We start from the raw sequence: 24939 nt of genomic DNA on the forward strand, positions 1-24939 counted from the left end.
GCCTTCACTCCGACTTCCGCATCCCTCGTATCTCCCATGAAACGCACCTACGAAAGCTTGCGCAGCGCCGCCTGGATGGCCAAGGACGACCTGCGTTCATTCGGCCACCGCTCCCGCATGATGCAGATGGGCTACGGCCCGGACGACTGGGCCGGACGCCCGGTCATCGCCATCATCAACACCTGGTCCGACCTGAATCCCTGTCACAGCCATTTCAAGCAGCGCGTCGAAGACGTCAAGCGCGGCGTGTTCCAGGCCGGCGGCTTTCCGGTGGAGTTGCCCGCCATTTCGGTGTCCGAATCCTTCGTCAAGCCCACCACCATGCTGTACCGCAACTTCCTGGCAATGGAGACCGAGGAGCTGCTGCGCAGCCACCCCGTGGACGGCGCGGTGCTGATGGGCGGCTGCGACAAGACGACGCCTGGCCTCATCATGGGCGCCATCAGCGCCGGCCTGCCATGCGTCTACGTGCCTGCGGGCCCCATGCTGCGCGGCAATTGGAAGGGCAAGATCCTGGGGTCCGGATCGGATGCCTGGAAGCTCTGGGACGAACGCCGCGCCGGCAAGATCACGCAGGAGCAATGGACGGAGGTGGAAGGCGGCATTGCTCGCAGCTACGGCACCTGCATGACGATGGGCACGGCCAGCACCATGACCGCCATCGCCGAGGCCATCGGCATGACGCTGCCCGGCGCCTCGTCGATCCCGGCGGCGGACGTGAACCACATGCGCATGTCGGCCGAATGCGGCCGGCGCGTGGTCGAGATGGTCTGGGACGACCTGACGCCGCAGCGCATCCTGAGCGTGGCCTCGTTCAAGAACGCCATCAATGTCGCCATGGCGATGGGCTGTTCCACCAATGCCATCGTCCACCTGGTCGCCATGTCGCGCCGCGCGGGCTGCGCGGTGGGGTTGGACGACTTCGATGCGGCGAGCCGCAAGGTGCCGGTCATCGCCAACATCCGGCCCAGTGGCGACACCTACCTGATGGAAGATTTCTACTACGCGGGCGGGCTGCCCGCGCTGATGACCCGGCTGCAGGATGATCACCTGGACCTGTCGGCCATGACGGTCACGGGCAAGACGCTGGGCGAGAACATCGCGGGCGCCGAGGTCTACAACGACGACGTGATCCGCAAGCTGGACGAGGCGATCTACGACGAGGGCGCGCTGGCCGTGCTGCGCGGCAACATCGCGCCGGACGGCTGCGTCATCAAGCCCAGCGCGTGCGCGCCGCAATACCTGCGTCACACGGGCCCGGCGCTGGTGTTTGACGACTATCCCAGCATGAAGGCCGCCGTGGAGGACGAAAACCTGGACGTGACCGCGGACCACATCATGATCCTGCGCAATGCCGGCCCGCAGGGCGGTCCGGGCATGCCCGAATGGGGCATGCTGCCCATCCCGACCAAGCTGGTCAAGCAGGGCGTGCGCGACATGCTGCGCCTGTCCGATGCGCGCATGAGCGGCACGAGCTACGGCGCCTGCATCCTGCACGTCGCGCCGGAAAGCTACATCGGCGGGCCCTTGGCGCTGGTGAAGACGGGCGACACGATCACCGTGGACGTGCCCGCGCGCACCATCAACCTGAACATCAGCGACGAGGAGCTGGCTGCGCGCCGCGCCGCCTGGACGCCGCCGCCCAAGCGCTACGAGCGTGGCTACGGCTGGATGTACTCCCGGCACATCCTGCAGGCCAACGACGGCTGCGACTTCGATTTCCTGGAAACGGAATTCGGCGCGCCCGTGCCCGAGCCCGCGATCTTCTGATTCCCTTCATCACCCAACATCCGCCCCAAACTCCCGGAGCCATCGTGTCCCAAATGAATCCCGAAACCCGCGCCAGGCTGGCCGGTGTCAGCACCGCCACGCTGTGCACGGCGCTTTTCAAGCGCGGCCTGCGCAATCAGTTCATCCAGGACGTGCGGCCGCTGAACGCCAACCTGCCCAACATGGTGGGCCCGGCCTTCACGCTGCGCTACATCCCGGCCCGCGAAGACCTGAACACCATCAAGGTCTTCGAGGATCGCGCGCATCCGCAGCGCGCCGCGGTCGAGACCTGCCCGGAAGGCGCGGTCTTCGTCATCGACAGCCGCAAGGATGCGCGCGCCGCGTCCGCGGGCTCCATCCTGGTCACCCGGCTGATGAAGCGCGGCGTGGCGGGCGTGGTGACGGACGGCGGCTTTCGCGACTCGCCCGAAATCGCCGAGATGGGCTTTCCCGCCTATCACCAGCGTCCGTCCGCGCCCACCAATCTGACCTTGCACCAGGCGCTGGACATCAACGCGCCCATCGGCTGCGGCGACGTGGCGGTGTGGCCGGGCGACATCGTCGTGGGCGATCGAGAGGGCGTGGTGGTCATTCCTGCGCACCTGGCCGACGAGATCGCCATCGAAGCCGTGGAAATGACGGCCTTCGAGGACTTCGTGACCAGTCAGGTGCAAGGCGGCGCCTCCATTCTTGGCCTGTATCCCCCGACCGACCCGGGCACCAAGGACAAGTTCGCCGCCTGGCGCAAAGAACAAGGCCGCTGAGCCTTGCCGCCGGCGCTGCCGGCACCCCCATACGCATACCTATAAAACAAGGCAGGAGACACATGATGAACACGCAACGACGCGGCGCGCTTGCCGCGCTACTGGCCGGCGCCGTCCTTGGCACGCTGGCCTTGCCCGCCAGCGCCGCCGACTGGCCCACGCAAAAGCCGATTTCCTACGTCGTCCCGTTTACCGTGGGCGGCTCGACCGACGTGGTCGGCCGGGTACTGGCGCAGAAGCTGGGCGACCGCCTGCATCAGAATGTCATCGTCGAGAACAAGCCGGGCGCCGCGGGCGGCATCGGCGCTACCTACGTGGCCAAGGCGCCGCCCGACGGCTACACCCTGTTCGGCGGCACGATCAGCACGCACGCCATCAATGCCAGCCTCTACAAGAACCTGAAGTACGACCCGGTCAAGGACTTCGAGCCGGTGTCGCTGATCGCGTTCCTGCCCAACGTGCTGCTGGTGGATCCGAACCTGGGCGTCAATTCGGTGGCCGACCTGATCGCGCTGCTCAAGCGCGACCCCACCAAACGCACGTTCGCGTCCTCGGGGGCGGGCACCTCGACGCACCTGGCCGGCGAGCTCTTTTCCGGCATGATCGGCGTGCCCCTCACGCACGTGCCCTACAAGGGCACGCCGCCCGCGATGGTCGACGTATCGTCCGGCGCGGTGACCTTCATGTTCGACCAGATGACGGCGGCGCTGCCGCTCCTGCAGACCGGCAAGCTCAAGCTGCTGGCCGTCACCACCAAGGACCGCATTGCGCTCGCGCCCGAGGTGCCGACCATGCAGGAAGCGGGCGTGCCCGGCTTCCAGATGGCGTCCTGGCAGGCGGTTTACGCGCCCAAGGGCACGCCCAAGCCCATCCTGGACAAACTGGCCGCCGAGATCGCCCTGATCCTGAAAGAGCCCGACGTGCAGGAAAAGCTGGGCAAGACCATGGGCATGGAGCTGGTGGGCAGCACGCCCGAGCAGCTGCGCGACCTGATGGCCACCGAGATTCCGCGCTGGGCGGAAGTCGTGAAGAAGTCGGGCGCGTCGGTGGAGTGATGGGGCGCGGCTAGTGTAGGCGAGGCGGGTCGGCGTTAAGCTAGAGTCTGTGGGGTCTGGTGTGCCGCCGGACCCCAATCAGAGAGTTTCACCATGACCGACCTTAGCGCCCTGGCAGGGGCCACTATTGCCTTCGACCTTGACGGAACCTTGGTCGAGTCGGCGCCCGACCTGATCGGGGCGGTGAACGCCGTGCTGATCGCGCATGGCTATCCGCCCTTGCCCTATGAAAGCGGGCGTCCCCACGTCAGCCGCGGCGCGCGGTGGCTGTTGCAATTTGGCCTAGAGACTGCGGGCGAACCGGAACCAGCCGCGCGCGCGGCCGCGCTGTTTGGCGGCTTTATCGCCTATTACAGCGACCATATCGCCGATGAAACCCAACCATTTCCAGGCGCCATAGATGCCTTGAAACGGCTTCGCACGGCGGGTGCGATCCTGGTCGTCTGCACCAACAAACCCACAGGGCTGTCACGCAACTTGCTGACCAAGTTGGGAATGGCCGGGCTGTTCGACGGGGTCGTGGGCATTGACGCGGTGTCAGCCGCCAAACCCAATCCAGCGCATTTGATCGAGGCCGTGCATGCGGTGTCGGGCGATCTGGCGCGCACGGTCATGGTTGGGGATGCCGATACCGACGCGGGCGCCGCTCGAGGGGCAGGAACGCCGCTGGTGCTGGTCGACTTCGGATACTCCGAAATTCCCGCAGCCCAACTCGCGCCGGACGTTCTCCTGCATCGCTTCGACGACTTGGTGGGCGTCTGTGCATCCTTGCTCGACTCTCGTTGAGCGGATGTCGGGCATCGGCAACGCCGTTAAAGGAGCCGCATCATGGCCGACTTCGACAAGGTGTTTGCGGGATCTATTCCGGCGCTTTACGACACGCTCATGGTGCCGCTGATCTTCCAGGGTTACGCCGGCCACATGGCGGCGCTGGTCGCGGGGTTTGCGCCTCAGGCCGTGCTGGAGACCGCGGCAGGCAGCGGGGCGGTGACGCGGGCGCTTGCGCCTCTGCTGGACCCCGGGGCGCGTTATGTGGCGACCGACCTGAATCAACCGATGCTCGATTACGCGGCCGCCCGGCAGGGTGCCGGTTGCGCGGTGCAATGGCGCTGGGCGGATGCGCTGGATCTGCCGTTCGACTGCGCGTCGTTTGACGTGGTGTGCTGCCAGTTCGGCGTCATGTTCTTTTCGGACCGGGCTGCCGGCTTTGCCGAGGCGCGCCGGGTGCTGAAGTCCGGGGGGCGCTTCGTCTTCAGCGTGTGGGACCGCATCGAGGAAAATGACTTCGCCGACGACGTGACGCGCGCGATGGCGGCCGTGTTTCCGCAGGACCCGCCACGCTTTCTGGCGCGCACGCCGCACGGCTACCACGACGTGGAAAAGATCCGCGACGACCTTCGCCGCGCAGGCTTTGACGATATTCGGGTGGACACCCGTGCGGACGTCAGCCGCGCGGCGGGGCCATTGGAGGCGGCCACCGCCTACTGCCAGGGCACGCCACTACGCAACGAGATCGAAGCGCGCGACGCGGGCCTCATGCAGCTGGCCACGGAACGGGCGGCTGAGGCGTTGGCCGACCGCTACGGCGCGGGCCCGATCACGGGCCGGATCCAGGCGCACGTGATCGTCGCGACAAAGTAAGGCCGGATCGGGACGCTAGCTGGCGGGAGCGTGCTTGACCAGGTCCACGATGATCCGGAACAGCTCGGCTCGCGCGGCTTCCTGGGTGATTTCGCCCGCAACGGCAGCTTGCGAGAGCGCGTCGGCCGCGCCGAGCATGCCCCACATGCCGGCCAGGGAGACGCCTTGCCGGCCGGCGAACGGGGCGAGGATGTCCTGGCATTTCGTGATGAAGGCGTGCTGATACTGCCGTTTGACGGCGGCCAGTTCCGGCGAGCCGTTCAGCGCCGCAAGCACCCCCGGAATCTCGCGCCCCTGCACCGACACGCATTCCACATACTGCGTGGCGATAACGTCTGCCTTGCCGGCGAGGGTCGGCTTGCTGGCGGCGATGGCGCTGTCGATGATCGCGGTCTGGCGCAGGTCGAAATCCTGGTAAAGCGCCGCCAGCAACCCGTTGCGGGTGCCGAAGTGGTCGTAGACGACGGGCTTTGAGATGCCCGCTTTCTCGGCAAGCCGGCCCAGCGTCAGGGCGTCCGTGCCTTCATCGCGGATCAGCGCCCAGGACACCTCAATGAGCTGGCGTTGGCGCGCGTCCTTGGACAGCCGGCGGCGGGGAGGAGGGGCAGGGTGGGACGTCATCAGGGCGGCTATCGAGGTCGGTTTCAGGGTTGCGGGGCAAAGATGCGTTGGCCGATGGCCCGGGCGGTGGCCAGGTGCGCTTCGGGATAGCCGGCGTCGGACGCCACCAGCAAGTCGGATGTTGCCACGCGCGCGCCGCAATAGCCGAAGATTCCGTGATCGATCTGGGTCTTCATCGCGCCGAAGTAACCGTGACGGGCATAAGTGCGCATATCCGCGCCGCCGCTGGCGATCAGATGCACCTGCAGGCGTTGCAGCCGCTTGATGACCTTGCCGTCGGGATTGGCATCGTAGGCCCAGCCGTTGGTGAACACTCGGTCGATCCATCCCTTGAGCAGCGCGGGAAACGACCACCAATGCACGGGATACACCAGCACCAGCGCGTCGGCCCGATCGATGCGCGCGTGTTCGGCCGCTACGTCGGCGGGCGGGTTGGATGGGGTCAGGTGCAGGGCGGCGTCGGCTTGGGAGAACCGGGGATCGAAGCCTTCGGCGGCTAGATCCGCAAGCTCGAAGGAATGTTGGGGCCCTGCGTTTGCAATGCCTTGGGCGACATGATCGGCAATGGCGTGCGTGAGGGACGCGGGGTCCGGATGGGCAACGACGATGAGGGCGTGCATGGTGAAAGTCCTGTTCGCAAGGGATTAACCTACCAATCGTACCCTACGTTAAGTAGGTTGTGGCAAAAGACCTTCGCGGCGGTGGGGTATCCCGTCATGGCGTCGTTGTCCCCCTAATCGGGGGCAATACGGTTATCGTGAGCGCCACGGCAGTCCCCTCGGAGGAACCATGACCTCAGGCACGGCATTGTTCGACCTGCGCACGGAGCAGGGCGTGTTGCGGATCTCGATTGCGGTCACGCTTTGCATCGCCGTCATCGGCATCGGTTTCGGGGTGGCTTCCGGTTCGTTCTCCATCGTGTTCGACGGCGTTTATTCACTGGTGGACGCCAGCATGAGCGCGCTGTCGTTGGTGGTGGTGCGGCTGATCACGTCGTACGCGACGGCCCGCGGGCTGCCGCGCAAGCTTCGCGAACGCTTCACGATGGGCTTCTGGCATCTGGAGCCCATGGTGCTGGCGCTGAACGGGATACTGCTTAGCGGGGTGGCCGTCTACGCCCTCATCAACGCGGTGAGCAGTCTGCTCAAGGGAGGCCGCGAGCTGGAGTTCGGCCTGGCGCTGATCTATGCCGTGCTGACCCTGACCGCCTGTGTGGCGATTGCGCTGGCCGAGGCGCGCGCCAATCGCCGGATCCGCTCGGCATTCCTGCACATGGACCTGAAGGGCTGGATCATGTCGGCCAGCATCACGGCCGCGCTGCTGGTGGCCTTTTGCATTGGATACGGCGTGCAGGGCACCCGGTACGAGTGGATTTCGCCCTATATCGACCCAGCCGTGCTGGCGGTCGTGTGCGCGGTGATCATCCCCTTGCCGCTGTCGGTCATCCGCCAGGCGTTGTCCGAGATGCTGCTGGTCACGCCCGCTGACCTGAAACAGCACGTGGACTCGGTGGCGCAGGCGTTCGTGGAACGCTATCGCTTCGCGTCCTATCGCGCGTATGTCGCCAAGGTGGGGCGCTCGCAGGAAATCGAACTGTATTTCATCGTGCCGGCCGATATGCCCGCGCGCACCGTCGCGGCATGGGACAGTCTGCGCGACGAGATCGGCAACGCGCTGGGCGCCGACAGCCCGGACCGCTGGTTGACGGTGGTGTTTACCGGCGACCCGGAATGGGCGGAATAGCGTTGCCGCAGGGGCGACCGGCGCGCCTTTCTACCGGCATGCCGTCAGCAGGAAAACCGGCAGCGTTTCCCACACGACCGCCACCGCGGACAGGCCGCATAGCGTGGCGGCAAGCCAGGCGTGAAACGGCGGTGCGTTCCGGGCCCGCACCCGCGCCCGCTGGCGCCAGGCAGCCGCCGCCATCGCCGCCAACGCCGCGGCGCTGCCCGCAACGATGATCCATGACGAGATGGGCAGGCCCAGCCACAACCCGGCCAGCACCGACCGGGCGCAGGCCAGCGCGTTCACGATGTAGATGAAGAGGAAGTGCGCCAGCCATATCAGCGGGCCGGCGATGAGGTACAGCAGTTCGACCGAAAAGCGCGCTTTCATGGTCATCCCGTCAGCCGCGTAAAGGCGTGCAGCAGCGCCAATGCGATGAGCCCTTGCGCCGCGGCGTACAGCAACATCGCCCGTGTGGCGTCGAGCGCGGCGCAGCGCGTGGGGCGCAGCCGCCCCGCGATCGACCGCGCCACGGTAAAGGCGGCCATCACCACAGCCAGGCCGCCAAAAAACGCCTGCAGGCCCGCGACTGCGTAGGTGGCTGCGGTGTAGGCGCTGGCCTGCGGCCGAAGGCCGGCCTGCCAATGCGTGACCAGATCCAGCGCCGGCGCGGCGGCCAGCAACAGCGCGGCCCCGGCCACGCAGCCGCGCAGCGCCGTTTGGCGGTTCTGCGTCATCATCCGCCCGGCGGCCAGGGCAAGGGCGGCGGCCGCAAGCAACATCATGGCCGACAGCATTGGCCGGACCGGTGAGGGCAAGCCGCCGGGATCGGGCCAGGCCTGCGGGTTCGTGGTCCACAGGAACAGGTAGCTGAACATCAGCGATCCAAAGATGCTGGTGCAGACGATCAGCAGCAGCACCATCGCCCACGACGCGTGCGACGCGCTGCCCGAGCACATCATGGGCAGCCGCAGGCCGCCGCCAATGTCCACCGGCGGGTGGTCGGGGCCGGTGTCCGCGTCCCACAGCCAGCGCCATAGCGAGACAACGGCCAGCACGCCAAACGCCGCCGCCAGCGGCAGCAGCTTGAAGGTCAGCAGCAGGAAAAAGCCGGCCGTGCCCACGGCTGCCAGCAGGGGCGACCACGCGGGGCCGGGCAGCGGCAGCACATAGTGGGGCCGGGCCTCCAGGGCGCTGGTCACGAGGGTGGTTCGCAGGCCGGCGGGCGCGTTGGGCAGATAATGCTGGCCGTCGTCCACCTGCTGCGCCAGGCCTGGTTGGTCCCACAGCGGCTCGCGGCTGTTTACCGCAGGCACGCTGCGCAGCCCGTAGCTGCCGCTGGGCAGCCATTCCAAGGTGCCCGCGCGCCAGACGTTGCCCGCGTTGTTGTCGATGGTCGGCCGGAAATTGCGCGCCAGGTCGATCAGGAACACCAGCACGCCCGCGGCGATCAGGTATGCGCCCACGGTCGAGAGCAGGTTGAGCGGGCCAAGCCCCTGGCTTTCGGCATAGGTGTACACCCGGCGCGGCATGCCGGCCAGGCCGGTGAAGTGCATCGGGAAGAAGGCCACGTTAAAGCCCACGAACATCAGCCAGAAACCCCAGCGGCCCAGCCGCTCGGACAGGGGCCGCTTGCTGATGAACGGTGTCCAGTAATAGAAGGCCGCGAACAGCGGAAACACCATGCCGCCGAACAGCACGTAATGCAGATGCGCCACGACGAAGTAGGTGTCGTGCGCCTGCAGGTCGAACGGGATCACGGCGACCATGACGCCGGTCAGGCCGCCGATGACGAACACGAAGAAGAACCCCAGGATGTACAGCATCGGCGTCTTGAGCGGCCTTAACCGCACCGCCGCGGCAAGGGTCGCGATCCAGGCAAATATCTGTATCGCGGTCGGCACCGACACCGCCATGCTCGCGGCCGACGCGAAGCTGAGCGACAACTGCGGGATCCCGGTGGCGAACATATGGTGCACCCACAGGCCAAAGCTCAGGAATCCCGTCGAGATGACCGCCAGCACCACCAGCCGGTAGCCCACCAGCGGCGTGCCCGTCATTGCAGGAATCATCATCGACACCATGCCGGCGGCGGGCAGGAAGATGATGTAGACCTCGGGGTGGCCAAAAAACCAGAACAGATGCTGCCAGAGCAGCGGGTCGCCGCCGCGTCCGGTGATGAAGAACGGCATGTCGAAGGCGCGTTCCAGTTCGAGCAGCGTGGTGGCGACGATCACGGCCGGAAAGGCGACGATCACCATGCCGCAGAAGACCAGCATGACCCAGGCGAACACAGGAATCTTGTCCAGCGTCATGCCCGGGGCGCGCGTGCGCAGGATGCCCACGGCAAGCTCGATCGCGCCCGCGATGGCGGAGATCTCGATGAAGCCAATGCCCAGCAGCCACAGGTCGGCGTTCATGGCGGGCGAGTATTGCGCGCTGGTCAGCGGCGGGTACATGAACCAGCCGCCATCGGGCGCCAGCCCCACGAAGATGCTGCAGAAGAAAACCAGTCCGCCAATGGCATAGGCCCAGTAGGCGTAGGCCGACAACCTGGGAAACGGCAGGTCGCGCGCGCCCAGCATGTTGGGCAGCAGCAGCACCGCCACGGCTTCCACCGCGGGCACCGCGAAGAGAAACATCATCACCGTGCCGTGCATGGTGAAAAGCTGGTTGTATAGCGCGTGACCGATCAGGTTGCTGTCGGGCGCGGCCAGTTGCGTGCGCATCATCAGCCCCAGCACGCCGGCCAGGATGAAAAAAAGCAACGCGGTGCCGATGTATAGCAGGCCAATGGACGTGTTGTTGACGACCGTCAGCGACCGCCATCCCGTTGGCCGCTTCCAGGCGCGCTCGAGCTGCGCGAATTCGTCCGCGGGCCGCGGCAGCGCGTTGGGAAGCGGGGGCGGGGTGGTCGGGGGCGTCACTTCAGGCTTTCCAGGTAGCTGGCCACGGCGCGCAGGTCCTCGCCCGGCCATCGGTCAAAGGACGGCATGGCATTGCCGGGCTTGATCTGCTGGCTGCCGGCGATCCAGCCGCCCATCGCGCCCACGTTGTTGGGCAGGATGCCGGCCGCCAGGGTAGGCCGGCTGCCTACATGGGTGAGGTCCGGTCCCAGCGTTCCGCCAGCCGCCGTGCCGCGCACGGTGTGGCATTGCGCGCAGGCCTGGACGAATAGCCGCTCGCCTTGCCGCAGCGCCGGTTCGGCCGCCCGGGCAGGCTGGCGTTGCGCCTGCACCCACGCGTCGAACGCCGCGGCGTCCACCGCCTGCACGTCGAACCGCATCTGGGCGTGTTGTGCGCCGCAATACTCGGCGCAATGGCCGCGAAACGTGCCGGGCGTGCGCGCCAGCGCGCGCATCGTGTTCACGCGTCCAGGGATCATGTCGAGCTTGCCGCCCAGTTCGGGGATCCAGAAGCTGTGGATCACGTTGCCCGACTTGAGCAGGAATTGCACCGGCTTGCCGGCCGGAATGCGGATCTCGTTGGCCGTCTCGAAGAGCAGCCCGCCTTGCGCGTCCAGATAGCGCACGCGCCACCACCACAGCTCACCCGTCACCTCGATGCGCGCCGCGTACGCGGCCTCGCGTGCCGCGGTCGGTGATGGCGTCAACACGTAGACCAGCAACGCGGTCAGCGCCACGACCGGAAACACGATGCCCGCGCTCACGATAAGGGCAGGACGCGAAATCCTGTGGCGCAGCGGCGCCGGGCCAAACATCGACAGCGCGATCAGTGCGGCCACCCCCACGAAGATCGCCGTCGCGCCCACGTAGAGCACCCAGCCGATGTCGGCGATCCGCGCGGCGTCTTCGCCGCTGGGCTGCGCCCATGCGGCGGTCGGCAATCCGGCGATCAGGATGAGAAGGAGTTTCGCCATGTGCTTGGAGTGGATGATCCCCGCCGGGAGCCGGCAGACCGTCGCGGCGGTGGCCCGGTGGGTGGATACCGCCGGCCCCGCGATGGGCGGGGTCAGCACTTTCCATTCCCGGGTGCGCATGCGGGCACTGGGCACGCGGTTTGCTGGCGGGTGCGCGTTTAGCGTGGTTCCGCGCGAATCAGGAGACCGCCTTGCGCCGGATTGCCCGACCCAACCGCATCTTGCCCGCGTTGCTGGCGAGTCTTGCGCTGGTCGCCTGTCAGGATGGGCAGGCACCGCTCTTTTCCCCGGGTGCGGCGGACGGGCTGCTGGGCGGGGCCGACGCCGACCGGGGGCGGCGGCTGATCGCCGAACGCGGCTGCACGGCCTGTCATACGGTACCGGGCGTCAGCGGCCCGGCGTCTCGCGTTGGCCCGCCGCTGGGCGACATGGCGCGGCAAGCTTACATTGCCGGGCTGTTGCCCAACACCCCACAGAACATGGTGCGCTGGCTGATGGACCCGCCCGCCGTCAATCCCCGGACGGCCATGCCCGACACGGGCCTGCGTCAGGCCGACGCTGAAGCGATCGCGGCCTATCTGCTGCGGGATGCCGGCCGCGGCAACGCGAGGGCGCCATGAAGCGTTGGACGCGAACCGCGGCCCTAACGCTTGCGGGCGCTGCCGTCACCGGGGGCGTGCTGGGCGGCGCGGTGGTGTATTTCGGCGGGTACGACGTGACCGCCACGTCGCCGCACACCACGCCGGTGCATCATCTGCTGGACGTCGCGCTGACGCGGGCCGTGAAGATGCGATCGGCGGACATCACGGCGCCCGATCTGGACATGCCCGCGCGCATCCAGAATGGTTCGCGCCTTTATCGCGCCAACTGCGCACAGTGCCACGGCGGGCCCGGCGTCGCGCCGCAACCGTACGCGCTGGGGTTGAATCCGGCGCCCGCCGCGCTTGTGGGGTCTGCACGCACCCGTACCGCGGCAGAGATCTTCTGGCTGACGCGCCAAGGCATCAAGATGACCGGCATGCCGGCGTGGCAGTACCGAATGAGCGACGACGAGATTTGGGATGTGGTGGCATTCCTGCGCGTCTTGCCCGCGATGTCTGCCCAGGACTACCAGCGGGACGGCGCGGCACAAGCGGCCGCCGCGCCGCGTGCATCGGCGCAGCCCCCGGTCCGGGAGGCAGACGCCATGGCGGGCCGCATCGCGCTTCAGCAGTACCTTTGCGTCACGTGCCACGCGATTCCGGGTGTGCCGGGGGCATGGAACTACGTGGGGCCGGCGCTGGATCAGATGGGCGAGCGGGCGTATATCGCGGGTGTCCTGCCCAACACACCCGACAACATGGAGCGCTGGTTGCGCGACCCCGCCGCCGTCAAGCCCGGCACGGCGATGCCCGACCTCGGGGTCAGCGAACAGGATGCCCGAGACATTGCCGCGTTTCTACGCACGTTGCCCGACGGGCCTTGAGCGCCCGGCCGGGGCGGGCTGCTCGCGCAGGCCATCGCCGCAAGCCGGTCAGGAACAGCACTTGCTCGCCCGTTCACTACCCTTGATGCACAGGAGCCGTCCATGACTCAATCCAAATCCGGCAGCGCTCGTGATTCCATTCCGGGCCAGCCCGATGTCAACGCGGGCGCGCTGCGCCCGTCCGGTCCCGCCACCACGCCGGAACGCGTGCCCGATATCGACCATCCGCCGAGCGCGCGCAGCCACGACCAGCCGGGCTTCGATCAGGCCGTTGCCCAGGAGGAAGCCGAGGCGCGCAGCGGGGCGCCGACCGGCGGGAGCGGCAATCGTCCCGCGCCCGGCGGCGAAGAGGAATCGCAATGATCGTCGAAGTCTTTCAACGCGCGGATGGTCATTGGGGCTTCCGGGGCATTGCGTTGCTGGGCGTTCAGGAGGATGCGGGCGCTTATCCGACGCGCGATGCCGCCGCTGCCGCGGCGCGTGCCGCATATCCCGGCGAGACGATCTCCGAGGTCGACGCGACGATGGACACCCCGCCGCAGCCGCATTCGGATTGACGCACGGCGCGTCAACATCGCTCCTCTGGCCGCTTCGCTTGCACATGGCCTGCCGGGTCGGGCCGTGAGGTCAGCGCGCGCCGCTCCCACGGACCGTGTTTCTTAGCCGCCGCGCGCCCAGCACGGTGCCGGTGGCGCAGATGGCCAGGCCGCCCAGGCTCAATAGAATGATTGTCAGGTCACGGCCCACGCCGGCATTCAACAAGGCGGGCGTGTCCCAGCTGTGCAGGAAGTAAAAGAGCCAGCGTCCGGCGCGCTGCGCGCGCGACAGGCTTAGCACCGGTTCGCCGGTGCGCAGGTCTACGTAAACGCGATCCCCCGCTGCGTTATCGAAGTCCAATTGCAGCAAGGGCAGGCCACGCGGCGCGCCGCCGTTCATGGCTTCGGCGTGGCGGGCGTAGTAGTAGGCATCGTAGTGGTCAAGCACCTGTGCGTGCATTGCCGCGTCGGGAAACAGCGCGCGGGCGGCGTCGATGACGGCTTGCGGCTGCCAGTCGGTCTGCACGATGAGCGCGCCGTCGTGCCGGCGGATGATCCGGCTGTCGGCCGATGCGTCGCGCGCCAGCACGTAGGGGTCTCCGGCCATCCACCGCCATTCGAGCTGGACAGCTTGAAAGCCCGCGTCATGCAGCGCTTGCAGCACCGGCAACGGCGCCATGTTTGCGGTGCCTACCGCCGTGCCTACCGCCGTGCCTACCGCCGTGCCTGCCTGCACGCCCGTCATGGCTTGCCTGTCGGGCCCTGCGTGGGGCGCGGAGAAAATCCCGCCGGGATTCATCGACATGAGTCCGCTGAAGATCCATGTGCACACGAACGCGCTGAAGACGAGGCCCGTGATGTGGTGCCAGCGCATCCAGACCTCGCGGTACGGCGTGCGTGCGCCGGACTTGTAGCGGCCGCGAAAGCGCCAGCGCCACACGCCGACCACCACGCCGCTGATCGCCAGCACGGTGCACAGGGCGGACAGCACAATCACCGTCCAGCTCCAGACCGGATCGACGGAGCGGTCGCGCGCCATGTACAGCCAATGCAGCCACGCGCCCACGTAGTTCCAGCGCTGCTGCGCAAGGGGCGCGTCCAGGACGACTTCGCCCGTCGCCGAAGAGACATACAGCGTGCCGTCCGCTTTCCCCGACATGCTTACCTTATGCAGCGGGCGATGGCGGTCCAGCCCGCGCGAATGCGTCCAGCGGTCCTCGTCGACCAGGCCCGCATGGCGCGCGGCGCCCGCCGGCCAGAATGCGCGGGCGGCGGCCACCGCCATGTCCGCCGTCACCGTCCCGTCAAAATTGCCTGTCGACGCGGACCATGCGCGCGGACCATCCGGGGTCGGCAGGATGAACGTCGCCTCGCCGCGCACCGACGTCAGCACGGCGGGGCCGGGCGCGGCATGCGCCGCGTCGGGCATACGGTAAGCGTCCAATGCCAGCACGGGCAGGCGGGCGAAACGCTCTTCAGGCGTCAACTTGGGGTAGCCGACATACAGCATGACAATCCCGTTGAGAAACCACCCAAACATCAGCAGGCAGCCGGCCACGCCCAGCCAGCGGTGGGCCAGGTAGGTCAGCCTGCGCAGACGCGCCTTGGCATCCATGGTCGCGCCCTTCAGAACCGGTGGTTCAACGTCAGCTCGAACCGGCGGCTGGGCCCGTAGAACCACTGCGTATTGGTGTAGTACGCGGTGGTGAAGTACGCGCGGTCGAAGACGTTAAAACCCCGGGCCGTGATGGCGGTGTCCTTGTTGACGTCCCAGCGCAGCGCGAGGTCGGTGGTCGTATAGGACGGCAACTCAATGGTGTTGGCGCTGTCCGCATAACGTTTGCCGACATACCGCAGCCCGCCCATTGCCGTCCAGCCCGGCTGGAAGTTCCAGCTCAGCCACAGGTTTGCCAGGCGTTGCGGCACGTTGGGCGGCACATTGCCCGCGCGCGACACGGCCGCGCCGCCGACCGACTCGGAGAAGTCGTCGTACTTGGCGCGCAGCGCGGTGGATTTGGCATCGATCGTCCAGCCGGGCGCCAGCGCCAGCGACAGGGACGCTTCCACGCCCCGCGACGACTGCTCGCCCACCTGCACGCGCAGGCTGGGATCGTCGGCGTCACGCGACAACAGGTTCGTCTTGCGGATCTCGTAGGCCGCCAGCGTCCACTCGCCGCGGCCGTCCAGGAAATTCTGTTTCAAGCCGATTTCGATCTGCTTGCCGCGCGACATGTCGAACCCCGCGTTGGCCGGGCTTAGCATCAACAGGCCGCTGACCGGATCGGCCGCTTCCGCGTACTGTGCGTAGACAGCCAGATCCGGCGTCAGGTCGTACACGGTGCCCACGCGCCAACCCACGTCGGCATACGTACTGGACAGGGTGCGTTGGCCGGTGACCAGATCGTCGCGCGTCACTTTCGCATGGTCGTAGCGCAGCCCGCCGATGAGGGACCACTTGCTCGTCAGCGCGAGGCGGTCTTCCACGAAGAGCGCAAACTGGTCGGCCTCGTTGCGATAGCGCGGAATGAACGGCACGTTGCTCTGGTAGTGGCCATGTGCCGGATCATAGGGATCCACGGGGCCCGAACTGCCGGTGTACGTGTTGTTGATGTGCTTGAACGTGGCGTGGTTGACGTCAAAGCCCACGGACACCGTGTTGTCCAGGCCGGCCAGTTGGCCCTTGAACACGGCGCTGGTCGTCAGGCCGGTCTGGCTCTGGTCGTGCGTGATCTGCGTGTTGTCCGAGCGGTCGATGAGGCGCGTTGCGGGGTTGTACACGTCCCGCTCGGCATTGCGCCAGTCGCGGTCGCTTTGCACGTGGTACAGGCGAGCTCGCACCGTGGTCGCGTCGTTGGGCGTCCAGACGGTGTCCAGTTGCGTCCACTGATCGCGAAAGCGCATGAAGCTGTCGGACACGTTGTAGTTCTGCTTGCGCACCGCGTCGTCCTGCTCGCCGTTGATGAGCGGCGTGCCGAAATACCGCATCGGGCGCTGGTAGCCGTAGGCGTAGCTGAGCGTCATGTTCAGGTCCGGCGTCGCGTCCCACCGCAGCGCGCCGGAGAACGTGGCATCGCTCGCCTGGCCCCGGTCCACATAACCGTCCGTGTAGTTGCCGCTGACGTCCAGGCGATACGACAACGTATCGCTGAGCGCGCCGCCGCTGCCCAGGCCCAGCCGCGCCGTGTCCTGGGTGCCGATCGTGGCCTGCACTTCGTTCTGGATGGGCCCGCGCGTCGGACGCTTGGGGATCACGTTGACGACGCCGCCAATCGCGCCGTCGCCATAGATTTCGGACGCGGGCCCGCGCAGCACCTCGATGCGCTCGACCGACCACGTATCGAACGGAAACGTCAGGCCGACGCCGCCGTACTGGCGCAGCCCGTCGTACAGGCGCATGACCGACGTGCTGTCGGTGAAGCCGCGCACCGACAAGGCGCTGTTGCCGTTGCCCGGATGAGGCGCGGCCGAAAAGCCCGGCGCGCGGGTGATGGCCTCGATCACGCTGGCATCGCCGCGGGACTCGATCTGTTCCCGCGAAATGATATCGACGCTGGCCGGCGTCTGCATGGGCGTCAGGCCCAGATTGGAGCCCGTGGAGGCTTCGGTCGTCAGGGCGGTTTCGGCGCCGCCCACCACGGTGATGGGGGCGAGGGTAGCGGGGGAGGTTTGGGCGGCGGCGTTGAAGGCGGCCAGGAGCAGGGACGTGCCGAGGCACGCGTGCGAACGAGCGATGGTCAAGAGGATCCCTCTTCTTCGATGTCTTCGACAAGATCTGCCGACCGCGGAAAAGCCGGTCGGCAAGGCGCGGCCGGGCCCGGCGCTAGGCGCGGGCGCGGCGGATCAGGAAGACAGGGAAGGCGGGGCGCGTGAACCGAGGGGCGGCCCCAGCGCGGGCAGGGGCGGCGCCGCGCGGTGGACGGGAGTTTCTGGGGCTGCGTAGGCGGCTTGCGCCGTCAGCACGGGCGCAAGACCCGTCTCCGGCAGAATCGCATGCGCCGCCAGCGCGCCAAAGGCGCAGGCATCGCTTGCCGCATGCTTGGACTTCGGCTCTGCCGGCAGGTCGAAGGTCACGCTGATCGCGCCACCGGCTTCGCACAACGAGAGCATCAGCGACGTCGTGGACGGCGCCGCCATGAAGCCGCTCGGGATCAGGGCGCGCAGCACGAAAGCGGCCATTGCCAGGCAGACGAGAAACCGCCAAGGCAGGCCGCGGGGCTTTTGCGCAGAGTCCCGGTGAGTAGGCATGGGCGGGATTCTATTACAGAACTTCACGCATTCTGACCGAATGGAATCGTGTGCGGCGTTCTGTCGCAGGGACGCGTCGCCGCGCCGTCAATGCTTGCCAGGCGGCAGCCGGGCAGACACTCCCGCAAGCTATTCGCGCCGGTCGAACACCACGCACGTGGTGGTGGCGTGCGCGTACAGCTTGCCGTTTTCGTCCTCCACGCGAGCCTGCGCCGTCGCGATCTGTTTGCCGTTGTGCACCAGTGTGGCCGCGGCGCGAAGCGGACCGGTGGATGGCGATGCCGCGCGCACGATGTTGACGCTGAGTTCGACCGTCGTGTAAGTGCGGCCCTGCGCAAGCGCGCTCTGGATCGCACAACCCAGCGCGGAATCCAGCAGGGCCGAAAACCAGCCGCCATGGATGGTGCCGAACGGGTTGCAATGCCGCAGCTCGGGCAGGCCGATAAACACGGCCCAGCCCGAGTCCGCCTCCGCCAGCGTCATGTTCATCGTGTCGTTCATGGGCGGGTAGGGCAGCTCCCCGGCCATCATGGCATGCAGGATCTGCAATCCGTTCATGCCGGCGATCTGATCCGGACGGGCGATATCCGGCTTGCCTCCGCCTGCGACAAGCCGATCGAGTGCAGCCTTGTGCTGGGCCGCCCAGCCCGTCTGTTGATTCCTGTACATGCGAAACCCCTCGTGGTGAAGCCCCCGGCGGGCGGTTGCCACGCCGGATGCGGCGTGAATCAACCGGTCATTACCCGGGAAGCCATGGGTTCAGGGGTAGCCTGCTCGCCGGCCGGACGGATCTTGAACCAGATTGCATACATGGCCGGCAGGAACACCAGCGTGATGATCGTGCCTGCGAACGTGCCACCGATCAGCGTGTAGGCCAGCGTTCCCCAGAACACCGAGTGCGTCAACGGGATGAAAGCCAGTATCGCGGCCAGCGCGGTCAGGATGACCGGCCGCGCTCGCTGCACCGTTGCCTCGACCACCGCGTCGAAGGGCGCAAGGCCTTCCTGTTCATTCTGGTGGATCTGGCCGATCAGTATCAGCGTGTTGCGCATCAGGATGCCGGACAGTGCGATCAGCCCGACCAGCGCATTGATGCCGAAGGGCTGCTGGAACAGAAGCAAGGTCGGCACGACACCGATCAGGCCAAGCGGGCTTGTCGCAAACACCATCACCATGGCGGCGATGGATCTCACCTGCAGGATGATGATGAGCAAGGTCGCGGCAATCATCAGGGGAAACAGCGGCAGCAGGGCAGCGTTTGCCTTGGCGGATTCCTCGATGGAACCGGCCTGTTCGATGCGATAGCCCGCGGGCAATTCGTTGATGACCGGTTGCAGCTGTTTGAGGATCGCGTTTGAAACGTCAGGCGGCTGAAGCCCTTCCGCGATGTCGCCGCGCACCGTAATGGTGGGCGTGCGGTCGCGGCGCCGCATGATGGGATCCTCCATGCGGACTTGTACCGTGCCAACCTGCGACAGCGGCACGCGTTGGCCGTCGGCCCCGGCGAGTGTCAGGCCGGCGATCTTGGCGGGGTCCAGACGGACATCGCCTGCCGCTCGCCCCACCACTTCCACCGAGCGGATGTCTTCGCGAACATTCGTCAGGGGCACGCCACTGAGCAGAAATTGCAGCTGCAGCGCCACCGAACTGGAGCTCAGCCCCACCGCTTGAAGCCGGTCCTGATCCAGCGTGAAATGCAGTGCGGGAACGCGTGCGCCCCAATCGGTGTTCACGGTGCGCATCATGGGATCGGCTCGCATGATGGACTGGACGCGTGCGGCGATCGCGCGCAAGGTGTCGGCGTCGGGACCCATGACGCGATAGGCGACCGGGAACGGAGAGGGCGGGCCGAACACGATCTGCGTGACACGAACCTGCGCCTGCGGCGCCAGGCCGTCCGCGATGGCCTGGCGAAGCCGGAACTTGAGGGATTCACGTTCCTTGTCGTTTCCCGTCAGGATGACGATCTTGGCGAATGATGGGTCGGGCAGCTCGGGCGACATGGCGAGAAAGAAGCGCGGGGCGCCTTGGCCGATGTACGCGGTGACAATCCGGGCCTCCGGCTGCGTGGCAAGCCACGCTTCGACTGCTGCGGTGGCCTGGCTTGTCTGTTCGATGGACGTGCCGTAAGGCATTTGCACTTCGACGAGCACCTCGGGACGGTCTGAAGTGGGAAAGAACTGCTTGTTGACCAGTCCCATGCCAACCACGGCCAGCGCAAAGACCGCGACCACCGTGCCCGCCACCAGCCATTTGCGGCCAATGACGCGCCGGAGCAGACGCCGGAACCGGTTGTAATGGCGGGTGTCGTAGATGGCGTGGTGGCCGCCTTCGATCTTCTTGATGTCCGGCAGCATCTTCACGCCCAGGTAAGGCGTGAAGACCACCGCCACCACCCACGACGCAATCAGCGCAATGCCCACGATCCAGAACATGTTGCTGGTGTACTCGCCCGCGGTCGAGCGCGCGAAGCCGTTCGGCATGAAACCGACCGCCGTGACCAGCGTGCCCGACAGCATGGGGGCGGCGGTGTGGCTCCACGCATAGGCCGACGCCGCGATACGGCTGTAGCCTTCCTCCATCTTGACCACCATCATTTCGATGGCGATGATGGCGTCATCCACCAGCAGGCCCAAGGCCAGGATCAATGAGCCGAGCGTGATGCGGTCGAAGTTCTTGCCGGAGGCCGCCATGATGACGAATACCGCCGCCAGGGTCAGGGGCACGGCGGCCGCCACCACGACGCCCACGCGCCACCCCATGCTGATAAAGCACACCAGCATCACGACCAGCAGCGCGACAAAGAACTTGACCATGAACTCATCCACGGCCGCGCCGATGTTGACCGCCTGGTCGGTGACTTTGGTCAGGCTCATGCCTAGTGGCAATGCGGCATTGATCTTGCCGACTTCCTTTTCGAGTGCGCTGCCCAGGTCCAGCCCATTCCATTCGTCACGCATGACGACGCCCAAGATCAGCGCCGGTTCGCCGTTGTTGCGCACCAGAAAGGTTGCCGGGTCTTCATAGCCGCGTTCCACGGTCGCCACGTCGGCCAGCTTCAGCGTGCGTCCCTGGGCAACGATGGGCGTCTGGCGGATCTTGTCCAGGCTGTCGAATGCGCCGTCCACGCGCAGGAACACCTGAGGCCCCTTGGTTTCGATGGACCCGGCAGGCGTAAGCACGTTCTGTGCGTTGAGCGCGGCAAAAATGGCTTGCGGATCGACGCCGAGCGTGGCCAGGCGGTCGTGGGAGAACGACACGAAGATGCGCTCGGGCTGTTCGCCGATGATGTTCACCTTCTTGACGCCCGGCACGTGAAGCAACTGCTGGCGTAGCGCCTCGGCGTCGCGCACCAGCAGGCGCTGGGGCTCGCCCTTTGCCTTGAGGGCATAAAGCGCGAACGTGACGTCGGCATACTCGTCGTTGACGATGGGGCCGATGACGCCGGGCGGCAGGCGCTTGGCTTCGTCGGCGAGCTTCTTGCGCGCCTGATAGAACTCTTCCTGCACGGCTTTGGGGGGCGTGCTGTCCAGCAGCGACACCATGGTGAACGCCAGGCCCGGCCGCGTGAAGGTCTCGGTCCGGTCATACCACCGCAGTTCCTGCAGCCGCTTTTCCAGCGGTTCGGCAACCTGATCCTGCATTTCCTGCGCGGTCGCGCCCGGCCACGCGGTGACGACGGTCATCTGCTTGATGGTGAAAGGCGGATCTTCGGCACGGCCCAGCTGGAAAAACGCCAGGATCCCGGCGACGGAGACGAGAAGAATCAGGAACAGCGTGATTGAGCGCTCGCGCACGGCGATCGCGGAGAGGTTGAAGCGGCCATCGCTCATCAACGCGCTCCCACGACGCCGGTGGCGTCCGGATCGCCGAGCCTGACCTGCTCGCCTTCATGCAGCAGATGCGCGCCCAGGGACACGACGCGATCCCCGGCCTTGAGGTCGCCGGCGACACGCGCCACATCGTCGCTCAGGCTGTGCACCTGAACGGGCCGGCGCGCCACCTGGGTGGGCGCGCCGTCCACGAGCCAGACGCCCGGACCGCCGCCGTCATCGAACACGGCGCCGATCGGCACCTGCAACATCGGCGCGCCATCCTGCGATTGCGGGATGTCGATCGTGACGGTGGCCCCCAGTGGCGCGTGGGCCAGCGCGCCTTCCAACCTATACCTGGCCTCGAACGTGCGTGTGACGCGGTCCGCGGCATCGGACAATTGCCGCAGTGTGGCCGGGGCAGGAGACTGACGGTCGCCGTACAACACCGCCTGGGCCGCAGAACCCACGGCTGGCCGTAATGTCTCGGGCAGTTGCACAACGGCCTCCCGCTGGCCGGCGCGCGCCAGCCGCACGACGGACTGCCCGGCGGCCACCACCTGTCCGGGTTCGGCCAGGGTGTCCACGACAACCCCGTCGGCATCGGCCAGCAGCACGGCGTAGCTCGACGCGTTCTTTGCAACGTCGGCACGGGCCTCGGCCGCCTTCAAATCCGCACGAGCGGTATCGGCTGCGGCTTTGATCTGCGCATACGCGGACGCCGACACGGCGCCTTCCGCCACCAGGCCGCGATAGCGGGCCTCGTCGTCGGTGGCCTGTCTGGCGCGGGCCCGCGCAGCCGCCACGGCTTCACGCTGCGCCCGGGCTTGCAGGCCAAGATCCTCAGGATCCAACCGCATGAGCGCCTGGCCGCGGGTGACGGGCTGACCCGTATCGACCAATCGCTCCAGGACCTTGCCCGACACGCGGAACCCCAGGTCGCTTTGAATGCGCGCCGCCACGACGCCCGAAAAAGAGCGCGCTGACGCGGAGGCGTTTTGCGCCACGCCCACTCTGACGAGCGGGGGGCCGACGCGGGGATCTGGCGGGGAAGTATCGCCGCATGCCGCAAGAGCGAGAGGCACTAGGCAGAAGGCAAACGGGACAAGCTGACGCCGAACCATGGAAGACCATCCTCACAAAGAAGGTCCCCATTCTAAACAAGTGACCAAAAAGGTCAATGGTCACAAATAAAATTTATGGCGCCAGACTTCGCAGGATCAGGTTCGACAATTGCACCGTGGCCTGCGCCCCGTTCGCCAGGTTGTGCTGAAGGAGCAGGGGGTTGATGTACGGCCGCATGACGAGATAGATCGCATCGGCCGTTTCATCCAGGGGCGTCTTGCGCTCGAAGTCACCCGTCTCGCGGCCTTCGCGGATCACTTGCAGGATGAGGCCCTTGATATGCGCTTCGTAGGCCTGTGCCGAAGGCCACGACTCGCTGGCCGACGTTCGCGCAATGTCGTAGAGCTTGCTGTCCTGGAAGAAGAGCTGGCTGCCGGCTTCCACCAACGCCGTGAACATGCGCCGCAGCCGGTCCGGCGCGGAACGCGCGTCGGCGACAGCGGTGTCCACGGCGACCATGATCGCGTTCAGGCGGTTGGCGCAAATGACCTCGCCGATCGCCTGTTTGGAGTCGAAGAACTTGTAGATGTAGGCCTTGGAGAAGCCAATGGCCTTGGCCAGATCCGACACGGTCGTCTTGTCGAAACCGTAAAGGCCGAAATATTCGGTGGCGGCTTGGACGATCTGATCGCGGACGTCGTGATCCGAGGGGCCGCGCGGCTGAAGGGCGGGGGATGTTGCTTTCGTCATGCGAGGAGCTTAACCCGAGGCAATTTTGTTGACAACGAGTGACTAAATCGTATTATAGTCACCCGAAATTGACAGCTCCGAGGACGCCCATGCACGCCCGTCATTCTCTTGTCCTGCTCTGCGCCAGCTTGCTGGCCGGGTGCGCGGCAGGTCCTGATTACCAACGCCCCGAGGCGCCGCTTCCCAGCCACTACACGCAGGCGCCGGACAGGCAGGCGGGACCGGGGCCCGTGCAAGGCCTGGATGCGTGGTGGCGCCAGTTCGACGACCCGCTGCTTGCGCGTTACGTGTCGTTGGCCATTGCGCAGAACCTGGACCTGGCGCAGGCCGCGGCGCGCGTCACGCAAGCCCGCGCGGGGCTGGGTGCGGCCAACGCGGCCTTGTTGCCGTCCGCCTCGGTGCGCGGCACGGCTGCGCGGTTGCACCAGTCGGTGGAGGCCCCGCTGGGACAAGTTGCCAGCGCCATGCCGGGGTACGACCGGTGGGGGAACCAATACGAAGCCAACCTGGAGGCAAGCTGGGAAATCGACCTGTTCGGCGGCCTGCGGCGTGGCCGTGAGGCGGCCATCGCTGAACTGCAGGCCACGGATGCGGCGGCGATCGCCACGCGGCTTGCCGTGGCGGCGCAAACCGCGGACACCTACATCGCCATTCGCAGCCTGCAGGCGCGGCTGGACATCGCGCATCGGCAGGTCAAGACGCAACAGGATCTTGTCGCCAAGGTAGGGCTGCTGCATGAACGAGGGCTGGCGGCCGAATATCAGGTGCGCCAGGCGGATGGCGCGTTGTCGCAAGTGCAGGCCACCATTCCGGTCCTGCAGACGGGGCTCGATGCGGCCATGAACGCGCTGGACGTCATGCTGGGCGCGGTTCCCGGAACCCACCGCGAGGAACTGACGGCGCACGCGCCGATACCCCCTGCGCCCCGCATCGAGGGCATGGGCTCCCCCGCGGATCTGCTGCAACGCCGGCCGGATCTGATCGCGGCAGAACGCCGTCTGGCGGCTTCCAATGCGCGGATCGGTGAAGCCATCTCCGAGTTCTACCCGAAGTTCTCGCTGAGTGGCTTGCTGGGCAGCGCAACGACCGTATCCAGCGGCAATCTGTTCTCCGCAGGAGCAAGCCAGTCCGCGGGCGTGCTGGGACTGCGCTGGCGGCTCTTCGACTTTGGCCGCATCAATGCGCAGATCGAAGGGGCAAAGGGCCAGGAGGCCGAGGCGCTGGCGGCATATCGCCTGGCGGTCCTGCGGGCGACGGAAGATGTCGAGAATGCATTTTCCGCGCTGGTCCACCGCACCGAGCAGTCGACGGTGCTGACCCGAGGCGAGGACGCGCTGACCCATGCGCGGGCGTCGTCGTTCGCCGCCTACAAGCGCGGCGCCGCCAGCCTGATCGACGTGCTCTATGCGGATGCCTCGCTCCTGCAGGCTTCGGACGCTCGGGCCCAGGCACAAGCCGAAGCGGCGCGGGCAGCCGTGGCGGCATACAAGGCGCTTGGCGGCGGCTGGCGCCCGGATGCGCCGGCGCAGATCGCGAAGGGGTAGCCCCGGCGAGGATCGCGCCGTTTCAGGTACAGGCATGCCACTTGCTGCGCCGCCCACCACGGGCAG

General features: G+C 66.9%; 23 protein-coding genes. 11 read left to right on the forward strand and 12 right to left on the reverse strand.

Annotated features, from left to right (window positions below; genetic code table 11):
* Positions 1-36: 36 nt before the first annotated feature.
* From araD to FBY20_RS24170, 5 genes are all read left to right on the forward strand, one after another.
* Positions 37-1770: an L-arabinonate dehydratase gene (gene araD, locus FBY20_RS24150; RefSeq protein ID WP_142055026.1), complete on the forward strand. Its 1734-nt coding sequence runs from the start codon at positions 37-39 to the stop codon at positions 1768-1770.
* A 53-nt stretch (positions 1771-1823) separates the two neighbouring features.
* Complete coding sequence (locus FBY20_RS24155) at positions 1824-2534, forward strand: ribonuclease activity regulator RraA (RefSeq protein ID WP_062841452.1); 711 nt, start codon at positions 1824-1826, stop codon at positions 2532-2534.
* Between the two features lie 65 nt (positions 2535-2599).
* Positions 2600-3589, forward strand: a complete 990-nt coding sequence (locus FBY20_RS24160; RefSeq protein ID WP_142055028.1) for a tripartite tricarboxylate transporter substrate binding protein — start codon at positions 2600-2602, stop codon at positions 3587-3589.
* 93 nt (positions 3590-3682) lie between these two features.
* On the forward strand, positions 3683-4375 hold the full coding sequence (locus FBY20_RS24165; RefSeq protein ID WP_142055030.1) for an HAD-IA family hydrolase: 693 nt from the start codon (positions 3683-3685) through the stop codon (positions 4373-4375).
* Between the two features lie 42 nt (positions 4376-4417).
* Complete coding sequence (locus FBY20_RS24170) at positions 4418-5230, forward strand: class I SAM-dependent methyltransferase (protein ID WP_142055032.1); 813 nt, start codon at positions 4418-4420, stop codon at positions 5228-5230.
* A gap of 15 nt (positions 5231-5245) precedes the next feature.
* Here FBY20_RS24170 and FBY20_RS24175 read toward each other — a convergent pair whose 3' ends face one another.
* Positions 5246-5851 (reverse strand): TetR/AcrR family transcriptional regulator, encoded by a 606-nt coding sequence (locus FBY20_RS24175; RefSeq protein ID WP_142055034.1) that lies wholly within the window; start codon positions 5849-5851, stop codon positions 5246-5248.
* A 23-nt stretch (positions 5852-5874) separates the two neighbouring features.
* A complete protein-coding gene (locus tag FBY20_RS24180) occupies positions 5875-6471 on the reverse strand; it encodes an NAD(P)H-dependent oxidoreductase (protein ID WP_142055036.1) in 597 nt (198 codons plus the stop codon).
* A gap of 169 nt (positions 6472-6640) precedes the next feature.
* Here FBY20_RS24180 and FBY20_RS24185 point away from each other — a divergent pair, with 169 nt between their 5' ends.
* A complete protein-coding gene (locus FBY20_RS24185) occupies positions 6641-7594 on the forward strand; it encodes a cation diffusion facilitator family transporter (protein WP_142055038.1) in 954 nt (317 codons plus the stop codon).
* 30 nt (positions 7595-7624) lie between these two features.
* Here the strand turns inward: FBY20_RS24185 and FBY20_RS24190 are convergent, their stop codons facing one another.
* From FBY20_RS24190 to FBY20_RS24200, 3 genes are read right to left on the reverse strand one after another with little or no spacing between them, the layout of a single operon-like run.
* Entirely contained in the window at positions 7625-7966 is a 342-nt protein-coding gene (locus FBY20_RS24190; protein ID WP_142055040.1) for a hypothetical protein, read from the reverse strand.
* Positions 7967-7968: 2 nt separating this feature from the next.
* Positions 7969-10503 carry a cbb3-type cytochrome c oxidase subunit I gene (locus FBY20_RS24195; RefSeq protein WP_255452473.1) on the reverse strand — a complete coding sequence of 845 codons (2535 nt, stop codon included), beginning with the start codon at positions 10501-10503 and terminating at the stop codon, positions 7969-7971.
* Positions 10500-11591: a cytochrome c oxidase subunit II gene (locus FBY20_RS24200; protein WP_255452474.1), complete on the reverse strand. Its 1092-nt coding sequence runs from the start codon at positions 11589-11591 to the stop codon at positions 10500-10502. Before FBY20_RS24200 ends, FBY20_RS24195 begins: the two co-directional genes overlap by 4 nt.
* 56 nt (positions 11592-11647) lie before the next feature.
* On the opposite strand from FBY20_RS24200, the gene FBY20_RS24205 reads away from it, so the two are divergent.
* The 4 genes from FBY20_RS24205 (at position 11648) to FBY20_RS24220 (ending at position 13478) form a co-directional block, all read left to right on the forward strand.
* Positions 11648-12076, forward strand: coding sequence for a cytochrome c family protein (locus FBY20_RS24205; RefSeq protein ID WP_056318411.1), 429 nt, complete (start codon positions 11648-11650; stop codon positions 12074-12076).
* On the forward strand, positions 12073-12921 hold the full coding sequence (locus tag FBY20_RS24210; protein WP_142055044.1) for a c-type cytochrome: 849 nt from the start codon (positions 12073-12075) through the stop codon (positions 12919-12921). Before FBY20_RS24205 ends, FBY20_RS24210 begins: the two co-directional genes overlap by 4 nt.
* A gap of 102 nt (positions 12922-13023) precedes the next feature.
* Positions 13024-13284 (forward strand): hypothetical protein, encoded by a 261-nt coding sequence (locus FBY20_RS24215; protein WP_142055046.1) that lies wholly within the window; start codon positions 13024-13026, stop codon positions 13282-13284.
* A complete protein-coding gene (locus tag FBY20_RS24220) occupies positions 13281-13478 on the forward strand; it encodes a hypothetical protein (protein ID WP_056318418.1) in 198 nt (65 codons plus the stop codon). The genes FBY20_RS24215 and FBY20_RS24220 overlap by 4 nt, the downstream gene beginning before the upstream one ends.
* 70 nt (positions 13479-13548) lie before the next feature.
* Here FBY20_RS24220 and FBY20_RS24225 read toward each other — a convergent pair whose 3' ends face one another.
* The 7 genes from FBY20_RS24225 to FBY20_RS24255 form a co-directional block, all read right to left on the reverse strand.
* A complete protein-coding gene (locus FBY20_RS24225) occupies positions 13549-15072 on the reverse strand; it encodes a PepSY domain-containing protein (RefSeq protein WP_142055048.1) in 1524 nt (507 codons plus the stop codon).
* 11 nt (positions 15073-15083) lie between these two features.
* A complete protein-coding gene (locus FBY20_RS24230; protein ID WP_142055050.1) occupies positions 15084-17195 on the reverse strand; it encodes a TonB-dependent siderophore receptor in 2112 nt (703 codons plus the stop codon).
* 102 nt (positions 17196-17297) lie between these two features.
* Positions 17298-17702: a DUF2946 family protein gene (locus FBY20_RS24235; RefSeq protein WP_142055052.1), complete on the reverse strand. Its 405-nt coding sequence runs from the start codon at positions 17700-17702 to the stop codon at positions 17298-17300.
* A 129-nt stretch (positions 17703-17831) separates the two neighbouring features.
* On the reverse strand, positions 17832-18371 hold the full coding sequence (locus tag FBY20_RS24240) for a PaaI family thioesterase (protein WP_056318431.1): 540 nt from the start codon (positions 18369-18371) through the stop codon (positions 17832-17834).
* A 59-nt stretch (positions 18372-18430) separates the two neighbouring features.
* The gene (locus FBY20_RS24245) at positions 18431-21535 is read right to left on the reverse strand and encodes an efflux RND transporter permease subunit (RefSeq protein WP_056318434.1); all 3105 of its coding nucleotides are present in this window, start codon (positions 21533-21535) and stop codon (positions 18431-18433) included.
* Positions 21535-22638, reverse strand: coding sequence for an efflux RND transporter periplasmic adaptor subunit (locus FBY20_RS24250; RefSeq protein WP_142055054.1), 1104 nt, complete (start codon positions 22636-22638; stop codon positions 21535-21537). Before FBY20_RS24250 ends, FBY20_RS24245 begins: the two co-directional genes overlap by 1 nt.
* Before the next feature lie 73 nt (positions 22639-22711).
* Positions 22712-23329, reverse strand: coding sequence for a TetR/AcrR family transcriptional regulator (locus FBY20_RS24255; RefSeq protein WP_056318437.1), 618 nt, complete (start codon positions 23327-23329; stop codon positions 22712-22714).
* Between the two features lie 89 nt (positions 23330-23418).
* Between FBY20_RS24255 and FBY20_RS24260 the strand changes: the two genes are divergently transcribed.
* A complete protein-coding gene (locus FBY20_RS24260) occupies positions 23419-24873 on the forward strand; it encodes an efflux transporter outer membrane subunit (protein WP_142055056.1) in 1455 nt (484 codons plus the stop codon).
* Positions 24874-24939 lie beyond the last annotated feature (66 nt).

Origin of the sequence: Achromobacter sp. SLBN-14, from assembly GCF_006715415.1 — a bacterium.
In the GTDB taxonomy this organism is placed as follows: domain Bacteria; phylum Pseudomonadota; class Gammaproteobacteria; order Burkholderiales; family Burkholderiaceae_B; genus Achromobacter; species Achromobacter mucicolens.